Source organism: Streptomyces sp. NPDC091289, from assembly GCF_044757365.1.
Lineage (GTDB): Bacteria > Actinomycetota > Actinomycetes > Streptomycetales > Streptomycetaceae > Streptomyces.
Map to the genome: position 1 here is coordinate 77,325 of NZ_JBIVUT010000031.1, position 20,856 is coordinate 98,180.

The 20,856-nt window shown below is 71.6% G+C and carries 22 protein-coding genes; 8 read left to right on the top strand and 14 right to left on the bottom strand.

Annotated elements, in window-relative coordinates:
* The first annotated feature begins 63 nt into the window (after window positions 1–63).
* On the top strand, window positions 64–468 hold the full coding sequence (locus ACIQPT_RS33100; protein ID WP_401161375.1) for a MerR family transcriptional regulator: 405 nt from the start codon (window positions 64–66) through the stop codon (window positions 466–468).
* An 8-nt stretch (window positions 469–476) separates the two neighbouring features.
* Here the strand turns inward: ACIQPT_RS33100 and ACIQPT_RS33105 are convergent, their stop codons facing one another.
* From ACIQPT_RS33105 to ACIQPT_RS33115, 3 genes are all read right to left on the bottom strand, one after another.
* Entirely contained in the window at window positions 477–1,175 is a 699-nt protein-coding gene (locus tag ACIQPT_RS33105; protein WP_401161376.1) for a ScbR family autoregulator-binding transcription factor, read from the bottom strand.
* Window positions 1,176–1,397: 222 nt separating this feature from the next.
* Complete coding sequence (locus ACIQPT_RS33110) at window positions 1,398–2,243, bottom strand: NAD(P)H-binding protein (RefSeq protein ID WP_401161378.1); 846 nt, start codon at window positions 2,241–2,243, stop codon at window positions 1,398–1,400.
* A gap of 13 nt (window positions 2,244–2,256) precedes the next feature.
* Entirely contained in the window at window positions 2,257–3,201 is a 945-nt protein-coding gene (locus ACIQPT_RS33115; protein WP_401161380.1) for a ScbA/BarX family gamma-butyrolactone biosynthesis protein, read from the bottom strand.
* Between the two features lie 156 nt (window positions 3,202–3,357).
* Between ACIQPT_RS33115 and ACIQPT_RS33120 the strand changes: the two genes are divergently transcribed.
* Window positions 3,358–3,996 carry a ScbR family autoregulator-binding transcription factor gene (locus tag ACIQPT_RS33120; protein ID WP_401161382.1) on the top strand — a complete coding sequence of 213 codons (639 nt, stop codon included), beginning with the start codon at window positions 3,358–3,360 and terminating at the stop codon, window positions 3,994–3,996.
* A 63-nt stretch (window positions 3,997–4,059) separates the two neighbouring features.
* Here the strand turns inward: ACIQPT_RS33120 and ACIQPT_RS33125 are convergent, their stop codons facing one another.
* Window positions 4,060–4,671, bottom strand: a complete 612-nt coding sequence (locus ACIQPT_RS33125) for a LysE/ArgO family amino acid transporter (protein ID WP_401161384.1) — start codon at window positions 4,669–4,671, stop codon at window positions 4,060–4,062.
* Window positions 4,672–4,738: 67 nt separating this feature from the next.
* Between ACIQPT_RS33125 and ACIQPT_RS33130 the strand changes: the two genes are divergently transcribed.
* The 5 genes from ACIQPT_RS33130 (at window position 4,739) to ACIQPT_RS33150 (ending at window position 9,846) form a co-directional block, all read left to right on the top strand.
* On the top strand, window positions 4,739–5,695 hold the full coding sequence (locus tag ACIQPT_RS33130; protein ID WP_401161386.1) for a LysR family transcriptional regulator ArgP: 957 nt from the start codon (window positions 4,739–4,741) through the stop codon (window positions 5,693–5,695).
* A 57-nt stretch (window positions 5,696–5,752) separates the two neighbouring features.
* Window positions 5,753–6,823: a methyltransferase gene (locus ACIQPT_RS33135; RefSeq protein ID WP_401161388.1), complete on the top strand. Its 1,071-nt coding sequence runs from the start codon at window positions 5,753–5,755 to the stop codon at window positions 6,821–6,823.
* Between the two features lie 90 nt (window positions 6,824–6,913).
* On the top strand, window positions 6,914–7,594 hold the full coding sequence (locus ACIQPT_RS33140; protein ID WP_401161437.1) for a response regulator transcription factor: 681 nt from the start codon (window positions 6,914–6,916) through the stop codon (window positions 7,592–7,594).
* Window positions 7,594–8,931, top strand: coding sequence for a sensor histidine kinase (locus tag ACIQPT_RS33145; protein WP_401161390.1), 1,338 nt, complete (start codon window positions 7,594–7,596; stop codon window positions 8,929–8,931). Before ACIQPT_RS33140 ends, ACIQPT_RS33145 begins: the two co-directional genes overlap by 1 nt.
* Before the next feature lie 54 nt (window positions 8,932–8,985).
* On the top strand, window positions 8,986–9,846 hold the full coding sequence (locus ACIQPT_RS33150) for an endo alpha-1,4 polygalactosaminidase (RefSeq protein ID WP_401161392.1): 861 nt from the start codon (window positions 8,986–8,988) through the stop codon (window positions 9,844–9,846).
* 24 nt (window positions 9,847–9,870) lie between these two features.
* On the opposite strand, the gene ACIQPT_RS33155 is transcribed toward ACIQPT_RS33150, so the two are convergent.
* Window positions 9,871–10,668 carry a VOC family protein gene (locus tag ACIQPT_RS33155; RefSeq protein ID WP_401161393.1) on the bottom strand — a complete coding sequence of 266 codons (798 nt, stop codon included), beginning with the start codon at window positions 10,666–10,668 and terminating at the stop codon, window positions 9,871–9,873.
* 291 nt (window positions 10,669–10,959) lie between these two features.
* A complete protein-coding gene (locus ACIQPT_RS33160) occupies window positions 10,960–11,625 on the bottom strand; it encodes a lysophospholipid acyltransferase family protein (RefSeq protein ID WP_401161395.1) in 666 nt (221 codons plus the stop codon).
* 272 nt (window positions 11,626–11,897) lie between these two features.
* On the opposite strand from ACIQPT_RS33160, the gene tsaD reads away from it, so the two are divergent.
* The gene (gene tsaD / locus ACIQPT_RS33165) at window positions 11,898–12,968 is read left to right on the top strand and encodes a tRNA (adenosine(37)-N6)-threonylcarbamoyltransferase complex transferase subunit TsaD (protein ID WP_401161397.1); all 1,071 of its coding nucleotides are present in this window, start codon (window positions 11,898–11,900) and stop codon (window positions 12,966–12,968) included.
* 106 nt (window positions 12,969–13,074) lie between these two features.
* Here tsaD and ACIQPT_RS33170 read toward each other — a convergent pair whose 3' ends face one another.
* The 8 genes from ACIQPT_RS33170 to ACIQPT_RS33205 form a co-directional block, all read right to left on the bottom strand.
* Window positions 13,075–14,679, bottom strand: coding sequence for a glycoside hydrolase family 13 protein (locus ACIQPT_RS33170; RefSeq protein WP_401161398.1), 1,605 nt, complete (start codon window positions 14,677–14,679; stop codon window positions 13,075–13,077).
* A gap of 118 nt (window positions 14,680–14,797) precedes the next feature.
* Window positions 14,798–15,787, bottom strand: coding sequence for a carbohydrate ABC transporter permease (locus ACIQPT_RS33175; protein WP_401161400.1), 990 nt, complete (start codon window positions 15,785–15,787; stop codon window positions 14,798–14,800).
* A gap of 4 nt (window positions 15,788–15,791) precedes the next feature.
* Window positions 15,792–16,727 (bottom strand): carbohydrate ABC transporter permease, encoded by a 936-nt coding sequence (locus tag ACIQPT_RS33180; RefSeq protein WP_401161402.1) that lies wholly within the window; start codon window positions 16,725–16,727, stop codon window positions 15,792–15,794.
* Window positions 16,728–16,811: 84 nt separating this feature from the next.
* Complete coding sequence (locus ACIQPT_RS33185; RefSeq protein ID WP_401161404.1) at window positions 16,812–18,047, bottom strand: extracellular solute-binding protein; 1,236 nt, start codon at window positions 18,045–18,047, stop codon at window positions 16,812–16,814.
* 883 nt (window positions 18,048–18,930) lie between these two features.
* Window positions 18,931–19,092, bottom strand: a complete 162-nt coding sequence (locus ACIQPT_RS33190; RefSeq protein WP_401161406.1) for a hypothetical protein — start codon at window positions 19,090–19,092, stop codon at window positions 18,931–18,933.
* 163 nt (window positions 19,093–19,255) lie between these two features.
* Complete coding sequence (locus tag ACIQPT_RS33195) at window positions 19,256–19,795, bottom strand: DUF6630 family protein (RefSeq protein ID WP_401161408.1); 540 nt, start codon at window positions 19,793–19,795, stop codon at window positions 19,256–19,258.
* A gap of 120 nt (window positions 19,796–19,915) precedes the next feature.
* Complete coding sequence (locus tag ACIQPT_RS33200; protein WP_401161438.1) at window positions 19,916–20,122, bottom strand: hypothetical protein; 207 nt, start codon at window positions 20,120–20,122, stop codon at window positions 19,916–19,918.
* 2 nt (window positions 20,123–20,124) lie between these two features.
* Window positions 20,125–20,829: an alpha/beta fold hydrolase gene (locus tag ACIQPT_RS33205; protein ID WP_401161410.1), complete on the bottom strand. Its 705-nt coding sequence runs from the start codon at window positions 20,827–20,829 to the stop codon at window positions 20,125–20,127.
* Window positions 20,830–20,856 lie beyond the last annotated feature (27 nt).

Here is a 20,856-nt window from a genome sequence, read left to right on the forward strand (position 1 = left end):
CTTGACCTGGGACCAACTCTGCAAGTTAATGTCAACATGAAGTCAAGTACCGATGAGACATCCATGACCATCGGCGAGCTGGCCGACCGTTTCGCGCTGCGCACGCATGTGCTGCGCCACTGGGAGGCGACGGGCCTGCTGTCCCCGGCGGAGCGGGTGAACGGCCGCCGTCGCTACAGCTCACGTCATATCGCGCGGGTCGCGATGATCGTCCGCGGCAAGGCCGCCGGCTTCAGCCTCGACCAGCTGCGCGGCGTGCTGGACGCCACGGACGCGGCGGAGCGGCGCGTGCTGCTGCTGGAGCAGCGCGCGGAGCTGGACCGGCGTATCCAGGAGATCGAGGCGTCGAAGACGCTCATCGAGCACGCGCTGGAGTGCCGGGCCAAGGACTTCACCGAGTGTCCCGGCTTCCGCAGGCTGGTGGAGCAGCTGGCGGACGGCACCGGGGTCGGACGTCCGGTCGGCTGACCTCTCGGTCAGCCGACCTCTGCCACCTGCGCCGTCTCCTCCGCCTCGCCGGCGGCGAACGCCGCGCGTGCGGGAACCCGGGTCGAGGCCGCCGCACCCGTGCCGGCCGGGTTCAGGAGCGGCAGGGTCTCCGCGGCGGCGAGCCGGGGCAGCAGCAACCGCCAGAAGCCGGTGAGCATGTACGGGGACAGCCACGCGGGATCGTGCCGGCCGAGCACCTCGAACCCGGCCGTCGCGGCGACCGTGGCGGCCGCCGCGTCCTCGCGGGAGACGTCTTCGGCGAGCGTTCCGGCGGCGGCCGCCTCGTCCAGCAGTTCCCGCACCCGGTGGTGCCACTCCAGCCTCAGGTCCGGGGCGGTGGCTCTCTCGCCGTCGCAGCTCAGCCGGAATCCGGCCCGGCTCACCGGGTCCTCGCGCAGGCGTTCGGCGAGAGCGTGCGAGCTGTCGACCAGTGCCTGCAGCGCGCTGTCCGTCCTGCGCCGGATCGCGCCGGACATGTCGCGCAGTCCCCGGGACGCCTCCGCCACCACCGCTTCCGCGACCGCGGCCTTGTTCTCGAAGTGGAAGTGCAGCGCGCCCGTGCTGACGCCCGCGCCGGAACTGATCAGCGTCAGCCGCGCCTGCGCGTAGCCGTGCTGCTCGAAGACGGTGGCGGCGGAGCGGATCAGCGCCTGGCGGGTCCGGGTGGCCCGCTCCTGTTTGGTCACCGGAGCCTCCCCGCGGGGAAGAAGCGGCCGGATACGGGACCGGAAAGGGAGCCGGCTCCGGTCGAGGGCTCCCCGCCGGAGCGGTGGGACGGCGTCATGGAGTTATCAAACCAACTTACCGGTTTCATTTCCAGGGAACGGAAGAATGCGGCGGAGCCGGACCGGAAAAGAAGAAAGGCATACTTTCGCACTTATCCGAGGTCTGTAAGGGGCTGCCGCACCCTACTCGCCCGTGAACACGTCGGCGTGATCGGCCGCCCAGATACGGAACGGCCTCGCCGGACGGCCCGTCAGTTCCCGGACCGTGGGCGCCACGGCCGCCTTCGCGCCCGCCCGCTGCCGCTCGGCGCTCTCCAGAAAGGCCTCCGCGACGGGCCGCGGGTACTTCGCCAGCAGGGCCGTGCGCGCGGCGTCCACGCCCAGTTCCTCGAAGCGCAACGGCCGCCCCAGCAGCCGGGAGAGCTCGGCCGTCTGCTCCCGCGCGGTGATCGCTTCCGGGCCCGACACCGCGTACGCCCTGCCCTCGTGTCCCGTACCGGTGAGAACGGCGACGGCCACCGCCGCGACGTCGCGCGGGTCGACACACGCGACCGGAGCGTCGCCGTACAGGGCGCGCACCACTCCCGCCGACCGGATGCCGGGCGCCCAGGACCGCGTGTTGGACATGAACGTCCTGGGGCGGACGAACGTCCACGGAACCCCGGACTCCCTGACGGCCTGTTCGTTCTCCCGCTGACGCCGGGTGATGAAGTCGTCGGCGCCCGGCTCCTCCACCGCCATCATGGACAGCTTGACCAGATGGCGCACGCCCGCCGCGGCGGCCGCCGCGGCGACCCGCTCGTCGTCGGGCTCCGTGGGGCTGTTCGTCACCAGGAACACCGAGGTGACGTCCCGCAGGGCCCGGTCGAGGGCGGGGCGGTCCCCGTACTCCCCCTCGACGACCTCGACCCCGTCCCCCCGTACCGTCAGCCGCTCGGGACGGCGCGCGAGAATCCGCACGGGGCCCGCCGCCAGTTGTCCGGCGACCTCGCGGCCCACCGCTCCGGTCGCACCCGTCACGAGAATCACTCGAGCAAACCTCTCAGCCGTCGGCCCGCGGGCCGGACAGGACCGTGGAGAACACCGGTTCATCGTCCTGATGGCCTGTCACCTGGACCGTCACCGTATCCTCGGCCGTCCCCGGCAGGACCACCGCCCCGATCCAGCACGGGCTGCCGAACTCGGCGTACCGGTGGAAGCGGGTGCGCGCCTCCGCGGGAACGACTCCGCCGGGCCCCGCCGCCAGGCAGGCCGCCTGGCGGGCCGCCTCCAGCAGCAGCATGCCCGGGACATGGTCGTTGGGGCGCTGGAACAGCGTCGGATGCCGGGTGTCCACGCGCAGTTCCCACAGCGCGTCCCGGCCGGTCTCCGACAGCACCACGTCCTCGGCCCTGCTCCGGCCCGCCCGGGCGGCGGGGACGGGTGTCGCCTCCGGTATCGATATCCCCTCGGTGGGGGCCTCGCCGCGCATCCGCCGGTACACCTTGGGGTTCGTGAAGCGGGTCGCGCCCGTTCCCGTCGCAGCCAGCTCCCCGTCGCGGTACACCGCCCAGCCCACCCGGCCTTGAACGGGCAGTCCGCCCCGCCACTTCAGGTCGGAGCAGAACACCTCCACGTCGATCTCGGTGGGGGCGTCGCCGACGCCCAGGTGGTCCAGGTGGCACACGTAGTCCAGGTCCGCCATCAGGAAGTGGTAGCCCAGCGGGACGCCGTACCCGGCGTGGAAGGAGAGCATGGCCGCCTGCCGCATCGCTTCCGCGACCAGCAGCGGGTCGTGCCGGTCGCCACCCACCGGGGCGAAGAACGGATGGTCGTGCGGCAGGACCGCCGCCACCGAGAACCGATCGTGCGCCAGGCGCACCCAGTTACGCGGAAAGGCGTCCTCCGGCCTGGTCCGGTGCACCATGTCGATCCCCACGGGATGCACCACCTCGGCCTCCGCATCGATAGCCGGCACCGGATCGGTCAAGACTGCTGCTTCGGGCATAACTCCCCCCAGGGGTCATGTGATGGCGAGCCGTTCCTGCGATGCACGTGCGCTGATAAGATACAGACTAAGCGGTTTTTTTTCTATCCCCGGCAGGGCCGTCCCCCCACAGCGTCCCGGCCGTTTCCCGGGCCTTCGCCCAGCAAAGGAGACAGGATGGCCAAGCAGGACCGGGCGATCCGCACCCGCCGGACCATCCTGATGGCAGCGGCGCAGGCCTTCGAGAAATATGGCTACCAAGCCGCGACGATCACCGAAATACTCAAAAGCTCCGGCGTCACCAAAGGAGCTCTCTATTTCCATTTCCCGTCCAAGGAGGATCTCGCGCTGGGTGTTCTCGACGCCCAGGAGCCGCCCCAGGCCATTCCGGACCAGGCGCTCAAACTCCAGCAACTCATCGACCTGGGGATGCTGTTCAGTCACCGCCTGCAAAACAGTCTCCTCACCCGTGCGGGCGTCCGGCTCTCCATGGACCAGGCGGCCCAGGGCCTCGACCGCAGCGGTCCGTTCATCCGCTGGCAGGAAGCCACCCATCACCTCCTGGCCCAGGCCAAACTCCAGGGCGAACTGCTCCCCCACGTCAACCCCACCGAGACGGCGGACCTGTACGTGGCCGCCTTCACGGGTACGCAGGCGGTCTCCCAGACTCTCACCGACTACCGGGACCTGCAGCGCCGCCACATCACGCTGCAGCAGCACATACTCCCCAGTATCGCCACGCCCTCCGTCCTCACCGCCCTCGATCTGACGCCGGAGCGCGCCGAGCGCCTCAGCCTCCTGCATCCCGTCGGCTGAACCGGCCGGGGGCGGCGCACAGGGCGGCGTGCGGTTCCCGCCCGCGGAGCGGGCGCCGGCCGTTCAGGCGTCCAGCGCCAGTTTCGCGCCGAGGCCGATCATCGTCACGGCGACCAGACCGTCCAGCACCCGCCAGGCGGAGGGCCGCGCGAGGACCCCGCTCAGCAGCCGGGCGCCGTACCCGAGCGCGACGAACCAGCACAGGCTGGCCAGGATCGCGCCGAGGCCGAAGGTCCAGCGCAACGGGCCCCGGTCGGCGGCGACGGATCCGAGCAGGAACACGGTGTCGAGGTACACGTGCGGGTTGAGCCAGGTCATCGCCAGGCAGGTCAGCACGACACCCCGACGCGATGTGGCCGGGGCGTCCCCCGCGTGCAGGGCCGAGGGGCGCAGGACGCGGCGTGCGGCGAGGAGCCCGTAGCCGATCAGGAACAGGCCGCCGAGCAGTCCCACCGCCGTCAGCGCCGACGGCCAGGCGACGACGACCGCGCCGACCCCGGCGACCCCCAGCGCGATGAGCACCGCGTCGGACAGGGCGCAGATCCCGACCACCGCGAGCACTCCGTCGCGGCGCACGCCCTGGCGCAGTACCAGGGCGTTCTGGGCGCCGATGGCGACGATGAGGGAGAGGCCGGTGCCGAATCCGGCGGCCGCGGTGGTGAGGGCGTTCGTCATGCGTCCGACGCTACGGAGCGGGACAATATGCTGTCCAGCTAAAGATTCTTACCTATCATTAGCTTTCATGATGTCCGAGCTTCCTCTCGATCAGGTACGGACGCTGCTGGCCGTGGTCGACGAAGGCACGTTCGACGCGGCGGCCAACGTCCTGCGGCTGACGCCGTCAGCGGTCAGCCAGCGCGTGAAGGCACTGGAGCAGCGCACGGGCCGGGTGCTGCTGATGCGCACGAAGCCGGTGCGGCCCACCGAGTCCGGTGAGGTGGTGGTGCGCTTCGCCCGCCAGCTGGCCCGGCTGGAGCGCGATGCGCGAACAGCGCTCGGGATGTCCGGGCCGGACGAGCCGACGCCCCTGTCGATCGCGGTGAACTCCGACTCCCTGGCGACCTGGTTCCTGCCCGCCCTGCGGCGGGTGCCGGAGGAGCTGGGCCTCTGTTACGAGCTGCACCGGGAAGATCAGGACCATACGGCCGCCCTGCTGCGGGAGGGGCTGGTGATGGCGGCGGTGACGTCGTCGCCCGAGGCGGTGACGGGCTGCTCGGTGCGCGGGCTGGGCCGGATGCGGTATCTGCCGGTGGCCAGTCCCGGTTTCGCGGACCGGTGGCTGGGGCGGCGGGAGGGCACCGCGCTGCGGGAGCTGATCGGCGACGCCCCGGTGATCGGTTTCGACCGGCGCGACGATCTCCAGGACGCCTTCCTGCGCCGGCTCGGCCCCGGGCCCCGCGCGAGCGCCCGGCGCCATCTGGTGCCCACGTCGGAGGGGTTCGTGAACGCCGTGGCGGCGGGCATGGGCTGGGGCATGGTGCCCGACGTCCAGGCGGAGCCCTTGCTGGGCGACGGCCGGCTGGTACGGCTCATTCCGGACGACGCACCGAACCGCAGCGTCGACATTCCGTTGTACTGGCAGCAGTGGAAGCTGGACTCACCGGCCCTGGCGACCGTGGCCGAGGCGGTGGCCGCGGGGGCCGCCGAGGCGCTCGACGGCGCGAGGCCCTTCCGCCCGGGTGACCGCACCAACGGGTGATTGCCACCCCACCCGGTGGAGGTTAGGTTTACCTAACTCAAACGAAAGGGGCGGGATATGACGGACAGTCATGACCAGAACTCCGACAACAGCCAGGATGCGACGGCGAGTTGGCAGGCACGGGGGACGGTGGCCCGCCTCGTGCTCGGCCAGATGGCCACCCAAGCACTGGGCACCGCGGTGCGGTTGGGGGTGTTCGACCGGATCGGACCGGGTGAGCTGGACGCCGACGGGCTCGCCGAGTCCCTCGGCACCCACCCGCGATCGACGCTGCGTCTACTGCGCGCCCTGGCCGGACTCCAGCTGCTGTCCGAGCCGGAACCGGGCGTCTTCCGGACCACCGCGGCGGGCGACGCCCTGCGCACCGACACGCCCGGCACGATGGTCGCCATGGCCCGGATGTTCACCGATCCGGTCATGCTGCGGGGCTGGGACCTGCTCGACGAGAGCATCCGTACGGGAGAGACCACGTTCGACACGGTGTTCGGGACGGACTTCTTCGGCCATCTCAAGGAACAGCCCGAGCTGTCCGCCGCGTTCAACGAGGCGATGAGCCAGGGCACCCGGCTGACCGCCGCGAACGTGCCGCACCACTACGACTTCGGGCGCTTCGAGACCCTCGTGGACATCGGCGGCGGCGACGGCACGCTGCTGGCCTCGGTCCTGCGCGCACACCCGAAGCTGCGGGGCGTCCTGTTCGACACGGCCGAGGGGCTCGCGCAGGCTCCCCGGCGGCTGGCCGACGAGGGCCTGACCGGGCGTGTGGCCCTGGAGACCGGCGACTTCTTCGCCTCGGCCCCGGCCGGCGGCGACCTCTATCTGCTCAAGAGCATCATCCACGACTGGGACGACGAGAGGTGCGCGGCGATCCTGCGGCACATCCGGGACGTCATCCCCGCCCACGGGTCCCTGCTGATCGTCGAACCGGTGCTGCCCGCCACCGTGCCGCCGGACCCGTCGGGGGGCGTGTACCTCAGCGATCTCAACATGCTCGTCAACGTCGGAGGCCGGGAACGGACCGCGGACGACTTCGCCGCCCTGTGCACGGCGGCCGGCTTCGCCCTCCGGAGCGTGACGCCGTTGCCCGCGCCCGACATCTTCCGGATCATCGAGGCCTCCCCCGTCTGACAGCCTCACCGGCCGCCTCGGGGCGGGTTCCCTGGACGCCTTAGGATGGCGGGTCTCTCCCCCTGGAACGACATCGGAGGCGTCCTCACCGTGCGTGTGCTGCTGGTGGAGGACGACGACGACCTGCGGGAGGTGATCGCGTCCGGGCTGCGGGACGGGGGCTTCGCCGTGGACTGCGCGGCGGACTGGCCGGAGGCGGACGTACTGCTGCACGTCACCGCGTACGACTGTGTGGTGCTGGACCGGATGCTGCCCTCCGGCGACACTCTCGTCCCGTTGGAGGCCAGGCGCCGGGCCGGCTGGTCGGTGCCCGTGCTGTGCCTCACCGCCCTGGACTCCCTGCCCGAGCGGCTGCGGGGACTGGAGAGCGGGGCGGACGACTACCTGGCCAAGCCGTTCGCGATGCGCGAGCTGGTGCTGCGGGTCCGGGGGCTGAGCCGGCGGGCGCCGGCCCGCCTCCCCGCCTTCCTGGACTGTGCGGACGTGGTCATGGACGTGGCACGGCACGAGGTGCGGCGTGGCGGCGTGCTGCTGTCGCTGAGCCCGAAGGAGTACGCCGTGCTCCAGCAGCTCCTCGTCCACCGGGATGCCGTCGTCACCCGTACCGGGCTGCTGGAGCACTGCTGGGACGAGATGGCCGACCCGGTCTCCAACGTGGTGGACGCCGTCGTCGCGGGCCTGCGGCGCAAGCTCGGCTCCCCCGGCCTCGTGCACACCGTGCGCGGTCAGGGGTTCCTGCTGTCGGCGGAGCCGGGGCCGGGGCCGGCCTGATGGCGAGGCCCGTACGGCGGCACCGCTCCCCGGCCCGGAGGCGGCTGCACCGGCTGCGGCTGCGGCTGACCGCCGCGTACACGCTGATCACCGTCGTCGGGCTGGCCTGCCTGTCCTGGCTGGTGATCCGTACCGACGACCGGGCGCGGCAGGACGCCGAGTACGACGAGATGCGCCGCCGGGCGTCGGTCGCGGCCTCGCTCGTCTACTACGAGGACGACCGCATCCGGCTGGACGGCCTCGACGACGACGAGGCGACCTCGGGCACCCCGCAGATCCTGGTGCTGGAGAGACGGCCCGGCGGGGAGCCGGTGACCGTGTTCCGGGGCCGTACCGAGCAGTTCGCCATAGCGGCCGGGGTGGTCCGGGCGGTGACCCGGTCGGCGATGGACGAGGAGGGGCCGGTGCGGGCCGAGGCGCGCGACCGCACGGGAGAGCCCGTGCATCTGCTGGCCGTGCCCTTCTACCACGACGCCACCGACGAGGTGGCGGGCGCGGCCGTCGCGGTCGGGGATCCGGAGCGCGGCGCGGCCGGGCATCGCAGTCTGGTCCTCTCCCTCGTCGTCGGGGCCGGTGCGCTGACGGCGCTGGCCGCGCTGACCGGGCATGTGCTCTCCGGGCGGAGCCTGCGGCCGGCCTGGCAGGCGCTGGAACAGCAGGAACGGCTGCTGGCCGACGCGGCGCACGAGTTGCGGACCCCGGTCGCGGTGATGCGCGGATCGGTGGAGGTGGCCGCAGGCTCCCCGGGTGGGCTGGAGGCCCACCTGCCGCGGATCCGGCGGGCGGCGGACCGGATGGCCGACGTCGTGGAGAACCTGCTGACCCGGGGGCGGTTGGAGGCCGACGTGGACGGCGTACGGGCGGAGCCGCTGCGGCTGGACCAGCTCGTCGAGGAGGTGTGCGCGGAGCTGCCGGAGAACGGCCACCGCCTGGAGCTGCGGCTGGAGGAGTCGGTGGCCGAAGCCGACGCGGGCCTGGTGCGGGTGGCCGTGCGCAACCTGCTGGACAACGCCGTACGGCACGGCCGGACGCCCGACGTGCCGGACCGGGCCGATCTGCTGGTGACCGTGCGCGGTCCCGAGGTGTGGGTCGCCGACCGGGGTCCGGGCGTGGATCCGGCCCGGCTGCCGGAGCTGATGGAGCGGTTCAGCTCGCCGGGCGGGGGAACGGGCATCGGTCTCTCGCTGGTACGGCGGGTCGCGGAGGCCCACCGGGGAACCCTCACGGTCCGCGACCGCCCCGGCGGCGGCGCGGAGTTCGTCCTGCGGCTCGCCCCCGCCGGGTCGCGGCGGGAGCGCCGGCGTGGCACGGTGCGGACGCTCACGATTCGCTCATGATCGGTCGTCCATGATGCGGGGGCAGGTTCCGAAGTCCACCCACGGGAGTCACGTATGCCCCAGCACGCCGTCCCTCCGTTCCTCCGCCGACGTAGCACGCTCGCCGCTCTGGCCTGCGGGGTCGCGGTCGCGACGGGAGCGGGGCTGCTCCTGTCCCACGCCTCCGCCACGGGATCGACGGCCGGGGCCGCGCCTGAGGTCGTGCCGCCCACGGCGCATGTGCGCTTCGACTACCAGATCGGCGGCGCGTACACCCCGCCCGCCGGGGTCGGGGCCGTATCGCGGGACCGCGGCGACCGGCCGGCCGAGGGCCTGTACAACGTCTGTTACGTCAACGCCTTCCAGACCCAGCCCGACGCGCTGGACCAGTGGCAGAAGGACCACCCCGATCTGCTGCTGCGGGACGGCGACGGGGAGTTGGTCAGTGACGAGGCCTGGGACGAGGTACTGCTCGACACCTCGACCGCGGGCAAGCGCGCCCGGCTGGCGGAGATCGTCGGGGACTGGATCGACGGTTGCGCGGAATCCGGCTTCCAGGCGGTGGAGCCGGACAACCTGGACTCCTTCGAGCGCTCCGACGGCCTGCTGACCAGCGCGCACAACGCGGCGTTCGCGAAGCTTCTGGCCGACCGCGCGCACACCGCCGGGCTGGCGATCGGCCAGAAGAACACCACCGATCTGCTGGACCAGCGCGAGGAGATCGGGTTCGATTTCGCCGTCGCCGAGGAGTGCGGCCGGTACGACGAATGCGCCGACTACGCCTCCGCGTACGACGACAGGGTGTTCGTCGTCGAGTACACCGACAGCGACTTCACGAAGGCGTGTTCGTCCGTGGGGGCGACGGTGTCGGTGGTGCGCCGGGACCTCGACGTCCGGCCGGCCGGAGAGCCGGGGTACGTGTTCCGTACCTGTTGAGGATCCTTCGGGGGCGGGCAGGCCTCAGGGGGCGTCCGGCGGGTGGGCGCAGACCGTGAAGATGCCGCCGTCGGGGTCCCTGATCACCACTTCGGTTCCGTCGGCGGGCGAGTCCACCGGCGGTCCGGCCGCTCCGCCCGCCGCGCGCGCCGCCGCGGTGACCGCTTCCAGATCCGCGACCTGGAAACGGACGTGCCAGCGCGGGCGCAGCCGGGGGTCGGGGGACGACGCGTCCCCGCCTCCGCGCAGGGTGGCCACGGTGCGGCCGCCCTGCCGTACGACGACCGCGTCCTGCTGGTACGCGTAGCCGACCTCGCAGCCGCCGGGTTCCTCGTCGGCCCAGCCGAACACCCCGGCGTAGAAGATCGCGGAGTCGAAGGCGTGGCTGGTGCGCAGTTCGAGGGAGGCCGGCACGTTGTCGCGGCCGAACGACCAGGGCGGGGTCCGGCCTTCCCAGAAACCGAATCCGGCCCCTTCGCGGTCGGCGGCCACGGCTCCCCGGCCGGGGCCCAGCCGGATCGGGCCGACGGCGATGGTGCCGCCCCGTTCCCGGACCCGGGATGCGGCGGTGTCGACGTCCGCGACGGCGAAGTACGGGGTCCAGGAGACGGACGTCGGCAGACCGGGGGCGATCTGTCCGATCCCGGCGACGGGCAGGGCGTCGACGTGGGCGACGGTGAAGCCCTCACCGAGGGTTCCGGAGCGGAAGGTCCACCCGAGAACGGTCCCGTAGAAGTCCTGGGTGGCCCGCAGGTCCCGGGTCATGAGGCTGACCCAGCACGGAATCCCGTGCACCGGGGTGCTCTGCTCTGCCGCGGTCATCGGGATCCGTCTCCTCGTCCCCGGTGGTGAGCCGCCGGACACGGGCGCCGGTCCGGCGGGTGGGCCATGTGGTCACCGGCCGTTCGCAGGCCGGTGCGCTCCGTGGCGTCATGCGTCCTCCGGAGCGGCACGCCTCCATACCTACGCCGCCGGGGTCGCCGCCGCCACCCGGGCCGGGTCCCGGACCGGACGGAGTACGACGTCCGCCGCTCCCCGACGCCGACCGGCACGAATCTCCTCGGCGAGGCGGGGGCGGCGGGGTAGCCGCTCCTCCGGGGGCACGCCGCCCGTTCAGGGTCCGGTGAGCGCCGCGGGTTCGCCGAGGTGGTGCGCGGCGGTGCGCCAGGCGGCGGTGACGGCTTCGCGGGCCGTGGCGGTCGCCGCGCCGACCTCCGGCGGGAGGTGCAGCGGGGTGCCGATGTGTACGTGGAGCCGGGGGCGGCGGGCCGGAGCGGTGAGGAGCCCGGAGATCTGTTTGACGCACGGGCCCGAGGTCACCCGGCGGGCGCCCGCCTGGCCGAGCGGTACGACGGGCGCCCCGGAGGCGTGCGCGAGGCGGGCGAGGCCGCTGCGGAAGCTTTCCGGCGGTGCCTCCGCGGCGTCCGTGCGGCCGGGCAGTCGTCCTTCGCCGTAGATGAGCAGATGGCGGCCGTCTCCGAGCGCGGCGGCCGCCGCGTCGAGGGCGGCCGCCGCCCGGGGGGTGTCGCGGTGGACGGGCACATGGCCGCCGCGCTCCAGGAGGCGGCCGAGGACCGGGATGCGCCACAGGCCCGCGGTGGCCATGACGACGGGTTCGACGCCGAGGCGCCGGAGCGCGGCGAGGACGATGCCCGGGTCGGCCAGGGAGGTGTGGTTGGCGACGATGATGCTGCCGGCGGCCGGGGCCGTGGCGTGGTCGGAGGTGACCGTGAGGCGTCCGAGCGAGGGGACGACAGTGGCGGCGATGCGGCTGAGCACGGTTCTCCCGGGGTCCGGCGGGCGTGGCCGTCCCGGTGGACGGCGGTGCGGTCGGGCCCGCCTTCCTCGGCCCGGCCCGCCACGCCCTCATCGTCGCGGCGGCCGGGGCGCGGGGCCTGAGTGCGGGTACTCAGGCCCTCCTGCGCCGATCGCCCCACGTCGTGGCGCTCCTGGGGTGGCACCGGCTCCCCCGGGCGGTGAGCCGGTCACGTACGGTGGACTACCTTGTTGCACATAGGTTGCAATTGACTCTGGATGGCAAGGAGGCTCCCGTGGGCTCTCCCGTGGTGCTCGGTATCGAATCGTCGTGCGACGAGACCGGGGCGGGGCTGGTGCGGGACGGGCGGCTGCTCGGGCACGCGCTCGCGTCCAGCATGGACGAGCACGCCCGGTTCGGCGGTGTGGTGCCCGAGATCGCGGCGCGGGCCCATGTGCACGCGTTCGGCCCGGTCGTCCGGCAGGCGCTGGAGAGCGCCGGGCTGCGCATGGCGGACATCGGCGCGGTGGCCGTGACCACCGGACCTGGGCTGTCCGGGGCGCTCCAGGTGGGGCTGGCCGGGGCGAAGGGCCTGGCGTACGCGCTCGGCGTTCCGCTGTACGGGGTGCATCACCTGGCGGGCCATGTCGCCGCCGACACCCTGGAGCACGGGCCGCTGCCCGACCCCTGCGTGGTGCTGATCGTCTCCGGCGGCCACACCTCGCTGCTGCTCGTACGGGATCTGGCCCGCGACCCGATCGTGCACCTCGGGGACACCGTGGACGACGCCGCCGGGGAGTGCTTCGACAAGGTCGCCCGGGTGTTCGGGCTCCCCTATCCGGGCGGTCCGGCCATCGACCGGGCGGCGCGGGAGGGCGACCGGCGTGCGGTGGCGTTCCCGCGTCCGATGACGGGCGCGCGGGACGCCCCGTACGCCTTCTCCTTCTCCGGGCTCAAGACGGCGGCCGCCCGGTGGGCCGAGCAGCAGCGGATCGCGGGCCGGGAGCTGCCGCTGGCGGACGGTTCCGCGTCGCTCCAGGAGGCGGTGGCCGATGTGCTGACCCGTAAGGCGGTGGCGGCGTGCCGTGATCACGGGGTGGGCACGCTGGTGGTGGTCGGCGGGGTGGCCGCCAACTCGCGGGTGCGGGAGCTGGCGGAGCGCCGGTGCCGGGCGGCCGGGATCACGCTGCGGGTGCCGCCGCTGAAGCTGTGCACGGACAACGGCGCGATGATCGCGGCCGTCGGGGATCTGCTGGTGCGGGCCGGTGCGGAGCCCGCTCCGCTGGAGGTGTCGATCGACCCTTCGGCGCCCCTGGAGTACGCGGCGCTGCACCCGGTGGCGCGGCGCGCGGGCCTGGCCGCCTGAGGCTCGGTCCCCCGGGTTCTCCCGGTTCCGGACGCCGGGGGGCGTCCGGAACCGGGCTTTTCCAGGTGTCGCACCGCGGAGTTCTGGACGTTCGAGGTTCCTGCGGTCAGCGCCGCAGCCACACCGCGGTGTCGGACGGCAGGCAGCCGTCGGCGTCCAGTGGCCCGCTCGCCAGCAACTGTTCTTTGTGTACGGGCAGTTCGACGCTGTGGTCGAGCAGGTTCACCACGCACACCAGGCCGTCGGTGCGGGCGAAGGAGAGCACCCCGTCCTGGGAGGGCAGCCAGGTCATCGGGCCGTCGCCGAAGCCGGCGGTCTCGCGGCGCAGGCGCAGGGCCGCGCGGTACAGGCTGAGCATCGAGTCGGGGTCGGCGTTCTGCCGGTCGACGGCGTACGTCGGCCAGTCGGCGGGCTGGGGCAGCCAGGGTTCGGTGGTGGAGCCGAAGCCGCCGTACGGTTCGGCCGCCGCCCAGGGCAGCGGGACGCGGCAGCCGTCGCGGCCGGGGTCGGTGCCGCCGGAGCGGGAGTGCATCGGGTCCTCGATGCGGTCGAGGGGGATGTCCGCCTCGGGCAGGCCCAGCTCCTCGCCCTGGTAGAGGTAGACCGAGCCGGGCAGGGCGAGGGTCAAAAGCGCCGCGGCGCGGGCGCGGCGGGTCCCGAGCTCCAGGTCGGCGGGGGTGCCGAACGCCTTCGTGGCGAAGTCGAAGGCGGTGTCCGTGCGGCCGTAGCGGGTGACCGTGCGGGTCACGTCGTGGTTGCACAGGACCCAGGTGGCGGGGGCCCGGACGGGTGCGTGCTCGGCGAGGGTGTCATCGATGGTGCGGCGCAGGCGCTCGGGGTCCCAGGGACAGGCGAGGAAGGTGAAGTTGAAGGCGGTGTGCAGTTCGTCGGGGCGCAGATAGCGGGCGAAGCGCTCGGAGTCGGGGAGCCAGACCTCGCCGACGAACACGCCGTCGTACTCGTCGGCTATCGCCCGCCAGGAGCGGTAGATGTCGTGGATCTCGTCCTGGTCGATGTACGGGTGCGGGTCGACGCCCTCGGTGAAGTCGGGCAGGTCGGGGTGTTTGGTGAGCAGGGCCGCGGAGTCGATCCGGACGCCGGACACGCCGCGTTCGAACCAGAACCGCAGGACGTCCTCGTGTTCGCGGCGGACGGCGGGATGGGACCAGTTGAGGTCGGGCTGTTCGGGGGCGAACAGGTGCAGGTACCACTCCCCGTCGGGGACCCGGGTCCAGGTGTCGCCGGAGAACTGGGAGGGCCAGTTGTTCGGGGGCAGTTCACCGTTCTCGCCGCGGCCCGGGCGGAAGTGGAAGAGCTCGCGCTCCGGGCTGCCGGGTCCGGCCTCGAGGGCGGCCCGGAACCAGACGTGCTGGTCGGAGAGGTGGTTGGGGACGATGTCGACGATGACCTTGATACCGAGGTCAGCGGCTTCCGAGATCAGCTTCTCGGCCTCGTCGAGGGTGCCGAAGGCCGGGTCGATGGTGCGGTAGTCGGCCACGTCGTACCCGCCGTCGACGAGCGGCGACAGATACCACGGGGTGAACCAGACGGCGTCCACGCCGAGCGCGGCGAGATACGGCAGGTTCGCCCGGACCCCCGCGAGGTCCCCGGTGCCGTCGCCGTCTCCGTCCGCGAAGCTGCGGGGGTAGATCTGGTAGATGACGGCGTCTCGCCACCATGTGTCGGTTCGGGAGAGGGGCACAGCTGCCACGTGACGGTCCTTTCGGGCAGGTGGGGACTCCGCCGCCGGTCGCGGCGGGGCATGGATGACGTGACCGGCGGCGGAGAGCGTGTCGATGGTGGGGCGGAAGAGAGGTGAGGGGTGCGGATCAGCCCTTGAGGCTTCCGGCGGTGAGGCCGGCCATGATGCTCCGCTGGAAGAAGAAGAACACGATGATCATCGGGATGCTCGCGATCACCAGACCCGCCATGATCTGGTTCTGTGTGACGGCTCCCGCGGTCTGCGAAAGCCCCACGCTGATCGTCATCTTCTCGCTGTCCGGCAGGACGAGCAGCGGCCAGACGAAGTCCTTGAAGACCAGGACGACGGTGAAGATGGAGACCACACCGAGGATGGGCCGCGAGATCGGCAGGATGATCGAGACCAGGACGCGCCACGGGGGTACGCCGTCGATCTCGGCCGCTTCGAGGATCTCGTCGGGTATCGAGTCGAAGAACCGTTTGAGCAGGAAGATGTTGAAGCCGTTGGCGGCCACCGGGAACCAGATCGCCCAGGGCGAGTTGAGCAGCTGCCAGCCGAAGATCGGCACATCGGTGACCGTGATGTAGGCCGGAATCATCACGACGATCGGCGGGATCATCAAGGTGGCCAGCATCGCGCCGAGGATCACGTTGCCGAACATCGGGCGCAGTTTGGACAGCGCGTAGGCCGCGGTGACATCGACGGCGAGGGCGAACAGCCAGGCGCCGACCGCGTAGAAGAGGGTGTTCTTCAGCAGCAGCCCGATGTCGAAGAGCTCCCAGGCGTCCGAGAACACCGAGAAGTCCGGGGTCTCGGGCCACAGCGTGGGCGGCATCTGGGCTATCTCCTCGCCCGACTTCATCGCCCCGGTGACCATCCAGTACAGCGGGAAGACGAAGACCAGGGTGAAGACGAGCAGGATGGCCACGAGGACCGTCCAGTAGATGCGGCTGCCCCAGCGGGACTTGAGTTCCAGGGGCGAGACGATGGTCCGGGCGTGACCGTCGGCCCACGCGGCGCGGCGCCGCTTCTTCCTGTCGTGCGACGGCGGTGGTGTCACCGTGCGGTTCTCTCCCGCCGTATCGGAGTGGGCTGTTGTGTGGACTGCGTTGGCCACGGGACTACCTCTTCTCGTCACGGGTCAGCCGGAGCTGCACCGCGGCGACCGCAAGGAGAACGATCATGAGCATGAGGCCGAGCGCGCTGCCGGCCCCGTAGTTGCCGCCGTACACGAAGGCGTACTGGTACATGAGGTACGCGACGGTGACCGTCGCGTTCTCCGGTCCACCGCCGGTGAGCATGTACGGCTCGATGAACACCTGCATCGTGGCGACGATCTGCAGCATCAGCATCAGGAGCAGAATCAGCCGGGTCTGCGGGACGGTGACGTTCCAGATCCGTTTGAAGATCCCGGCTCCGTCCAGCTCCGCGGCCTCGTACAGATCGCCCGGGATGTTCTGCAGGGCGGCGAGGTAGATCAGGACGCCGGACCCCATGTTCATCCAGGTGGAGACGATCACCAGGGAGATCAGCGCGGTGTCCGAGGAGTCGAGCCAGGACAGTGCCGGCAGGCCGACGACGTCCAGGACCTGGTTGAACAGGCCCGGTCCGGGATCGTAGAACCAGCGGAAGAGCAGCACCGAGACGATCGGCGGCAGCATCACCGGCAGATAGACCACGAAGCGCAGGTAGCCGCGGGCGTGCCGCAGTTCATTGAGCACGATCGCCACCGCGAACGGGATCACATAGCCGCAGACCAGGGCGAGCAGGGTGAAGACGACGGTGTTCGTCCAGGCCTGTCCGAAGGCCGGGTCCGCCACCACCGTACGGAAGTTGTCCAGGCCCACCCAGGTGGGCTCGTCGACGAGGTTGGTCTCCTGGAAGGAGAGGACGACCTGCCTGATGATCGGCCACCAGGCGAACATGGCGAAGCAGAACAGCGCGGCGCACAGGAAGCCGTACGCGGTGATATTGGCCTGGACCGCCCGTTTCCGCTTGCCCGCCGGTCTGCGGGGCGGCCTGGATGGCCGCTTCGGTTCGATGGTGCGTGTGTGCATGGTGATCTCCCGTTCCCCGCCTCTCCCGCCGGCCCTGCTCGGGTGCCGCTCTCCCCTCCTGAGCGGCACCCGGGACAGTCGCCGTCAGCCCCTGGCCAGAATTCCGTTGGCCTTGGACTCGGCGTCCTTGAGCAGCTTGCCTATGTCCGCGTTCTGCCGCGTGAGGACCGCGGACATGGGCACGTCGAGCACCGCGTAGAGCTCCTGGGCCTTCGCCGGCTCCAGCTTGAGCTCGACACCCCGGGAGGTGTTCACGTAGGGCTCGTAGTACTCGACCGGCAGGACGGCGTTGGCCTCGCGGTCGTCAGCGATCCGCTGGCCGGTCGGGGAGTCACCCATGTAGTCGTTGTTGGGCACGCCGACGGCCTCGCCGTTGGCCTTGCCGCGGGCGTAGTCGTGCCGGCCCTTGCCCGGGGTGTTGAACTGGAAGTCGATCCATTGCATGGCCGCCTCGGTCTCGGCGGCGTTCGCCTTCGGATCGACCATGTAGGCCTCGCCGCCGGTCAGCGACGCCTCGCCCTCGGGGATGCCGGTGATGCCGTAGTCGTCCTTCTTCCCCTGGAACTTCTGGACCACGTCGGAGATGACGTCCGGGGCTCCGAGCATCATGCCCGTCTTCCCGGCGGCCATCTGCTGCATCAACGTCTCCCAGCCGATCAGCACCTTCTTGCCGACGCTGTCGTCCTTCCAGCGCATGTCGTGCAGCGTCTGCAGCACGGCCTTGCCCTCCGGGCTGTTGAACGCGGCCTTGCCGTCGACGACCATCTCGCCGCCCCGGCTGAAGATGGACTGCGCGAAGTGCCAGCCGCCGACGTTGCCGCCGCCGTACTCGCCGTATCCGACGTAGCCGTCGCCGAGGCCGGCGATCTTCTTCGCCGCGGCACTGACCTCGTCCCACGTCTTCGGCGGGGCGTCGGGGTCGAGACCGGCGTCCTTGAACAGCTTGCGGTTGTAGACCAGGCCGACGCTGTAGCTCACGTTGGGGACGCCGTAGGTCTTGCCGTCCTTGATGACCATGTCCCTGACGTCCTGCTTGATGTCGCCGTAGTTCTTCACCAGGTCGGTGACGGCCGTGATGTCCTTCGCCTGCTTCTTGGAGATCACGTCGGCGTAGTTGGTGACCGGCACCATGAAGACCGTCTCCATCTGTCCGCCGGCGAGCTTCGCGGCAAAGCTCTTCGGGTCGAAGCACGGCTGCTGGTCGGTGCTCTTGACCTTGACCCCCGGGTGCGCCTTCTCGAACGCGGCGACGTCGTCGTTCCACGCCTCGCGCTGCTTCGGTGCGGTCTTCGGTGGCTGACAGGCCACGGTGATCGTCACGCCTCCTCCCGCGTCGGACTCCGAGTCGCTGCCACAGGCAGCGAGGCTCATGACAAGACCTGTGGTCAGCAAGATCGCAAGATTGCGGGGCTTCATTACGGCTCCTCCGGGGTGACGCCCAAGCACTGCCTTGATCGGAGCGTCACGATAGAACGGCAGGCAGACGTACGCAATATTCCGATCCAAATTTGCAAGATTGCGACTGCATCACGCTCTCCGGTACCGATGGGTCGACCTCCGAGCCCGGGCCGATCAACAGCTCGCGATCATCCCCACCGCATGCCGGACCGAAGGGCCCTCACCGCCCGGGACCTGGACAGCGCGATGAACGTCGCCGTAAACCGCAGTCGGGCGATGGTGGCGCCCTGTCGCGCCTGCGGACCGATCGAGAGGCACCTCCGCCGACGCGTGTCCGCAAGATGCCATGACCCTGGCGTAAATCATTGACAGATCGTGCCCTGTCGGGGATCCCTGGAGACGGAGGGAACCGCGGGAGCGGAAGGGGGCACCTGGAGAACCCCGCCGGAGGCCGCTCCGGAAGTCCGGGAGGGGGGAGGTGGGTCCGGGCACCGCGCGGGGCGCCGGACCTGCGGCGTCCGCCCCCGGCGGCCGGCTGGGAGCGCTCTCCACGCGGTTGCGTGGACCGCTCACCGAAGCACGGCCGCCGGGGCGGTCGCGACGGGTGGCCGGGGGCCGCGGTGGCATCGGGCGCCGTGTTCGGACACCCGGCCTACCGCGGCCTCACCCGCTTCCACTGACGACGGCTGTTCAGCAAACCATCGCGCCGCGAACGCAAGAATATGGAAATAGTTGCGGGACATTTATCGTCCCGTGATGGACCTGTCCGCCCCTGGGCGGCCGGGTCCGGGGTTCCGGCTCGTCGCTAGCGGGCCGCGGCGGCCGACCGGACGGCGCCGAAGTCGATGGCGCGGTCGGCCTCGCGCAGGACTTCCTCGGCCACCCGGCGCACTTCGGCGAGCACGTCGCCCTGCTCCTCCACGAGGCCGGCATAGATCGGTGCTTCGGTGCTGTCTGCGGAACTCATACGGTTTTTTCCCCGTCGGTCTGGTGCGAAAAGCCCCGGCCGGTCGGCGGAGGCGGGGGCGAGTGTACGTGGTGGGTGGCGGCGTGGGCGATTCGTTATCAGCTGCCGGGACCACCCCGCACCTGCTGGAACGGTCCCCGCCACGCCGCGGGCGGCCGCTCCGTCACTTCCTGCGGCGGCCCGCGCCGAGGTGCAGCACGGGAAAGCCCGCACGGGCGGCGAGCGCGGTCAGCTCGTCGGCACGGGCCGCCCGCAGGCCCACCACCGGATAGCAGTCGGACTCGATGTCGAGAACGGCCAGCGCCGCGCCGATCTCCCGGTAGCGGCGGCCACAGGCATGCAGGAACCTCTCGGTCGGCAGGAGCATCTCCTCCGCGTCGACGAGCACCCACGGGTCCACGGAGGGCCGTGACTCCAGCTTCCGCAGCCGGCCCCGGATCTCCTGCGCGTCCTCCTTCCAGTCGAACTCCGCGAGCAGACCGTGTGCGTCGAGCGCGTCGATGAGCGCGATCCAGGCGAGGTTGTCCACCGGCTCCTCGATGCCCCGGCCCGCCAGGCGGCCCGCGAAGGCGCTCACGTAGTCGTGCGGGCTGTCGTGGGCGCGCAGCACCTCCTCGGCCACGGCGGGGCGCGCCGGGGCGAGCAGCGAGGCGATCTCGGCCAGGGACGTGCGGATGGCGCCGGTGTCGTGCGGGTCGGACATGTCGAGCTCTCCTCCTGCGGCCGGGTGGCCGGGGTACGGGGTTGTGGGGCTGGGGCTGGGGGGGGGTGCGGTGGGGGGCGGGGCGGGGCGGCGAGCCCGGCATGATCCGGACGACAGGCCCTAGGCTCGTCGCCGCCGGGCCGCGGGCAGGGGCCGGTGGCCCTCGGTCCACTCGTTGACCCAGCCGCAGCCCGAACAGGCGTACCGCCCGTCGAGGCCCGCGATCAGGGTGCCGCACCGCGCGCATCCGATGTACGTGATCTCCGGGTGCTCCGTGGCCGCTCCGTCCCGGGACCGCCGCTCCGGGCCGGGCGGCGGGGTCGGCATCGTCACGCGTCCTTTCCCGCGGCGTCCAGCAGGATCCCGGCGAGCTCACGCGGCTGCGAGAACATCGGCCAGTGGCCGGTGTCCATGGTGACCAGCCGCCACCGCTCGCTCGTCAGCAACTCGGCCACCACGGGGCTCGGCTCGGGCCAGTCGAGCAGGCACTTGACGTACGTCGCGGGCAGCAGGCCCAGGGGGCGGGTCAGGGCGGCGGGCTCGGTGAGGGTGGCGCCGGGGTGGGGTGTCGAGCCGGCGAGGAACCGGGCGAGCTGTTCGTCGGTGAGGCCCTGGTCCGCGCAGTCGGCGGCGGCCGGCGGCGGCCAGAAGCCCCCGTTGGCGGCGATGGCGGCCCGCACGCCGGCCCCGCCGTCCGGCTGGGCGGAGACGAAGGACCCGCCGTCGGCCGGGACGTTGGAGTCGACGAACACGACGTGGGCGAGCCGGTCGCCGATCCGCTCGGCCGCCTGCCCGACCGGGATGCCCGCGTAACTGTGTCCGGCCAGCACCACATCGCGCAGGCCGAGGCGCTCGATCTCCTCGACGATGTCCTGGACGTGCGTCTGCTGCCCCGCCGCCGCTCCCTGCTTCTCGGCGAGGCCCGACAGCGTCAGCGGGTGGACCCCGTGACCGGCCTCGCGCAGGACGGGCTCCACGTCGCGCCACGCCCACGAGCCGAGCCAGGCCCCTGCCACCAGTACGAATTGCGTCATGCCAGCAACGTAGTGCAGGGGTCTGAC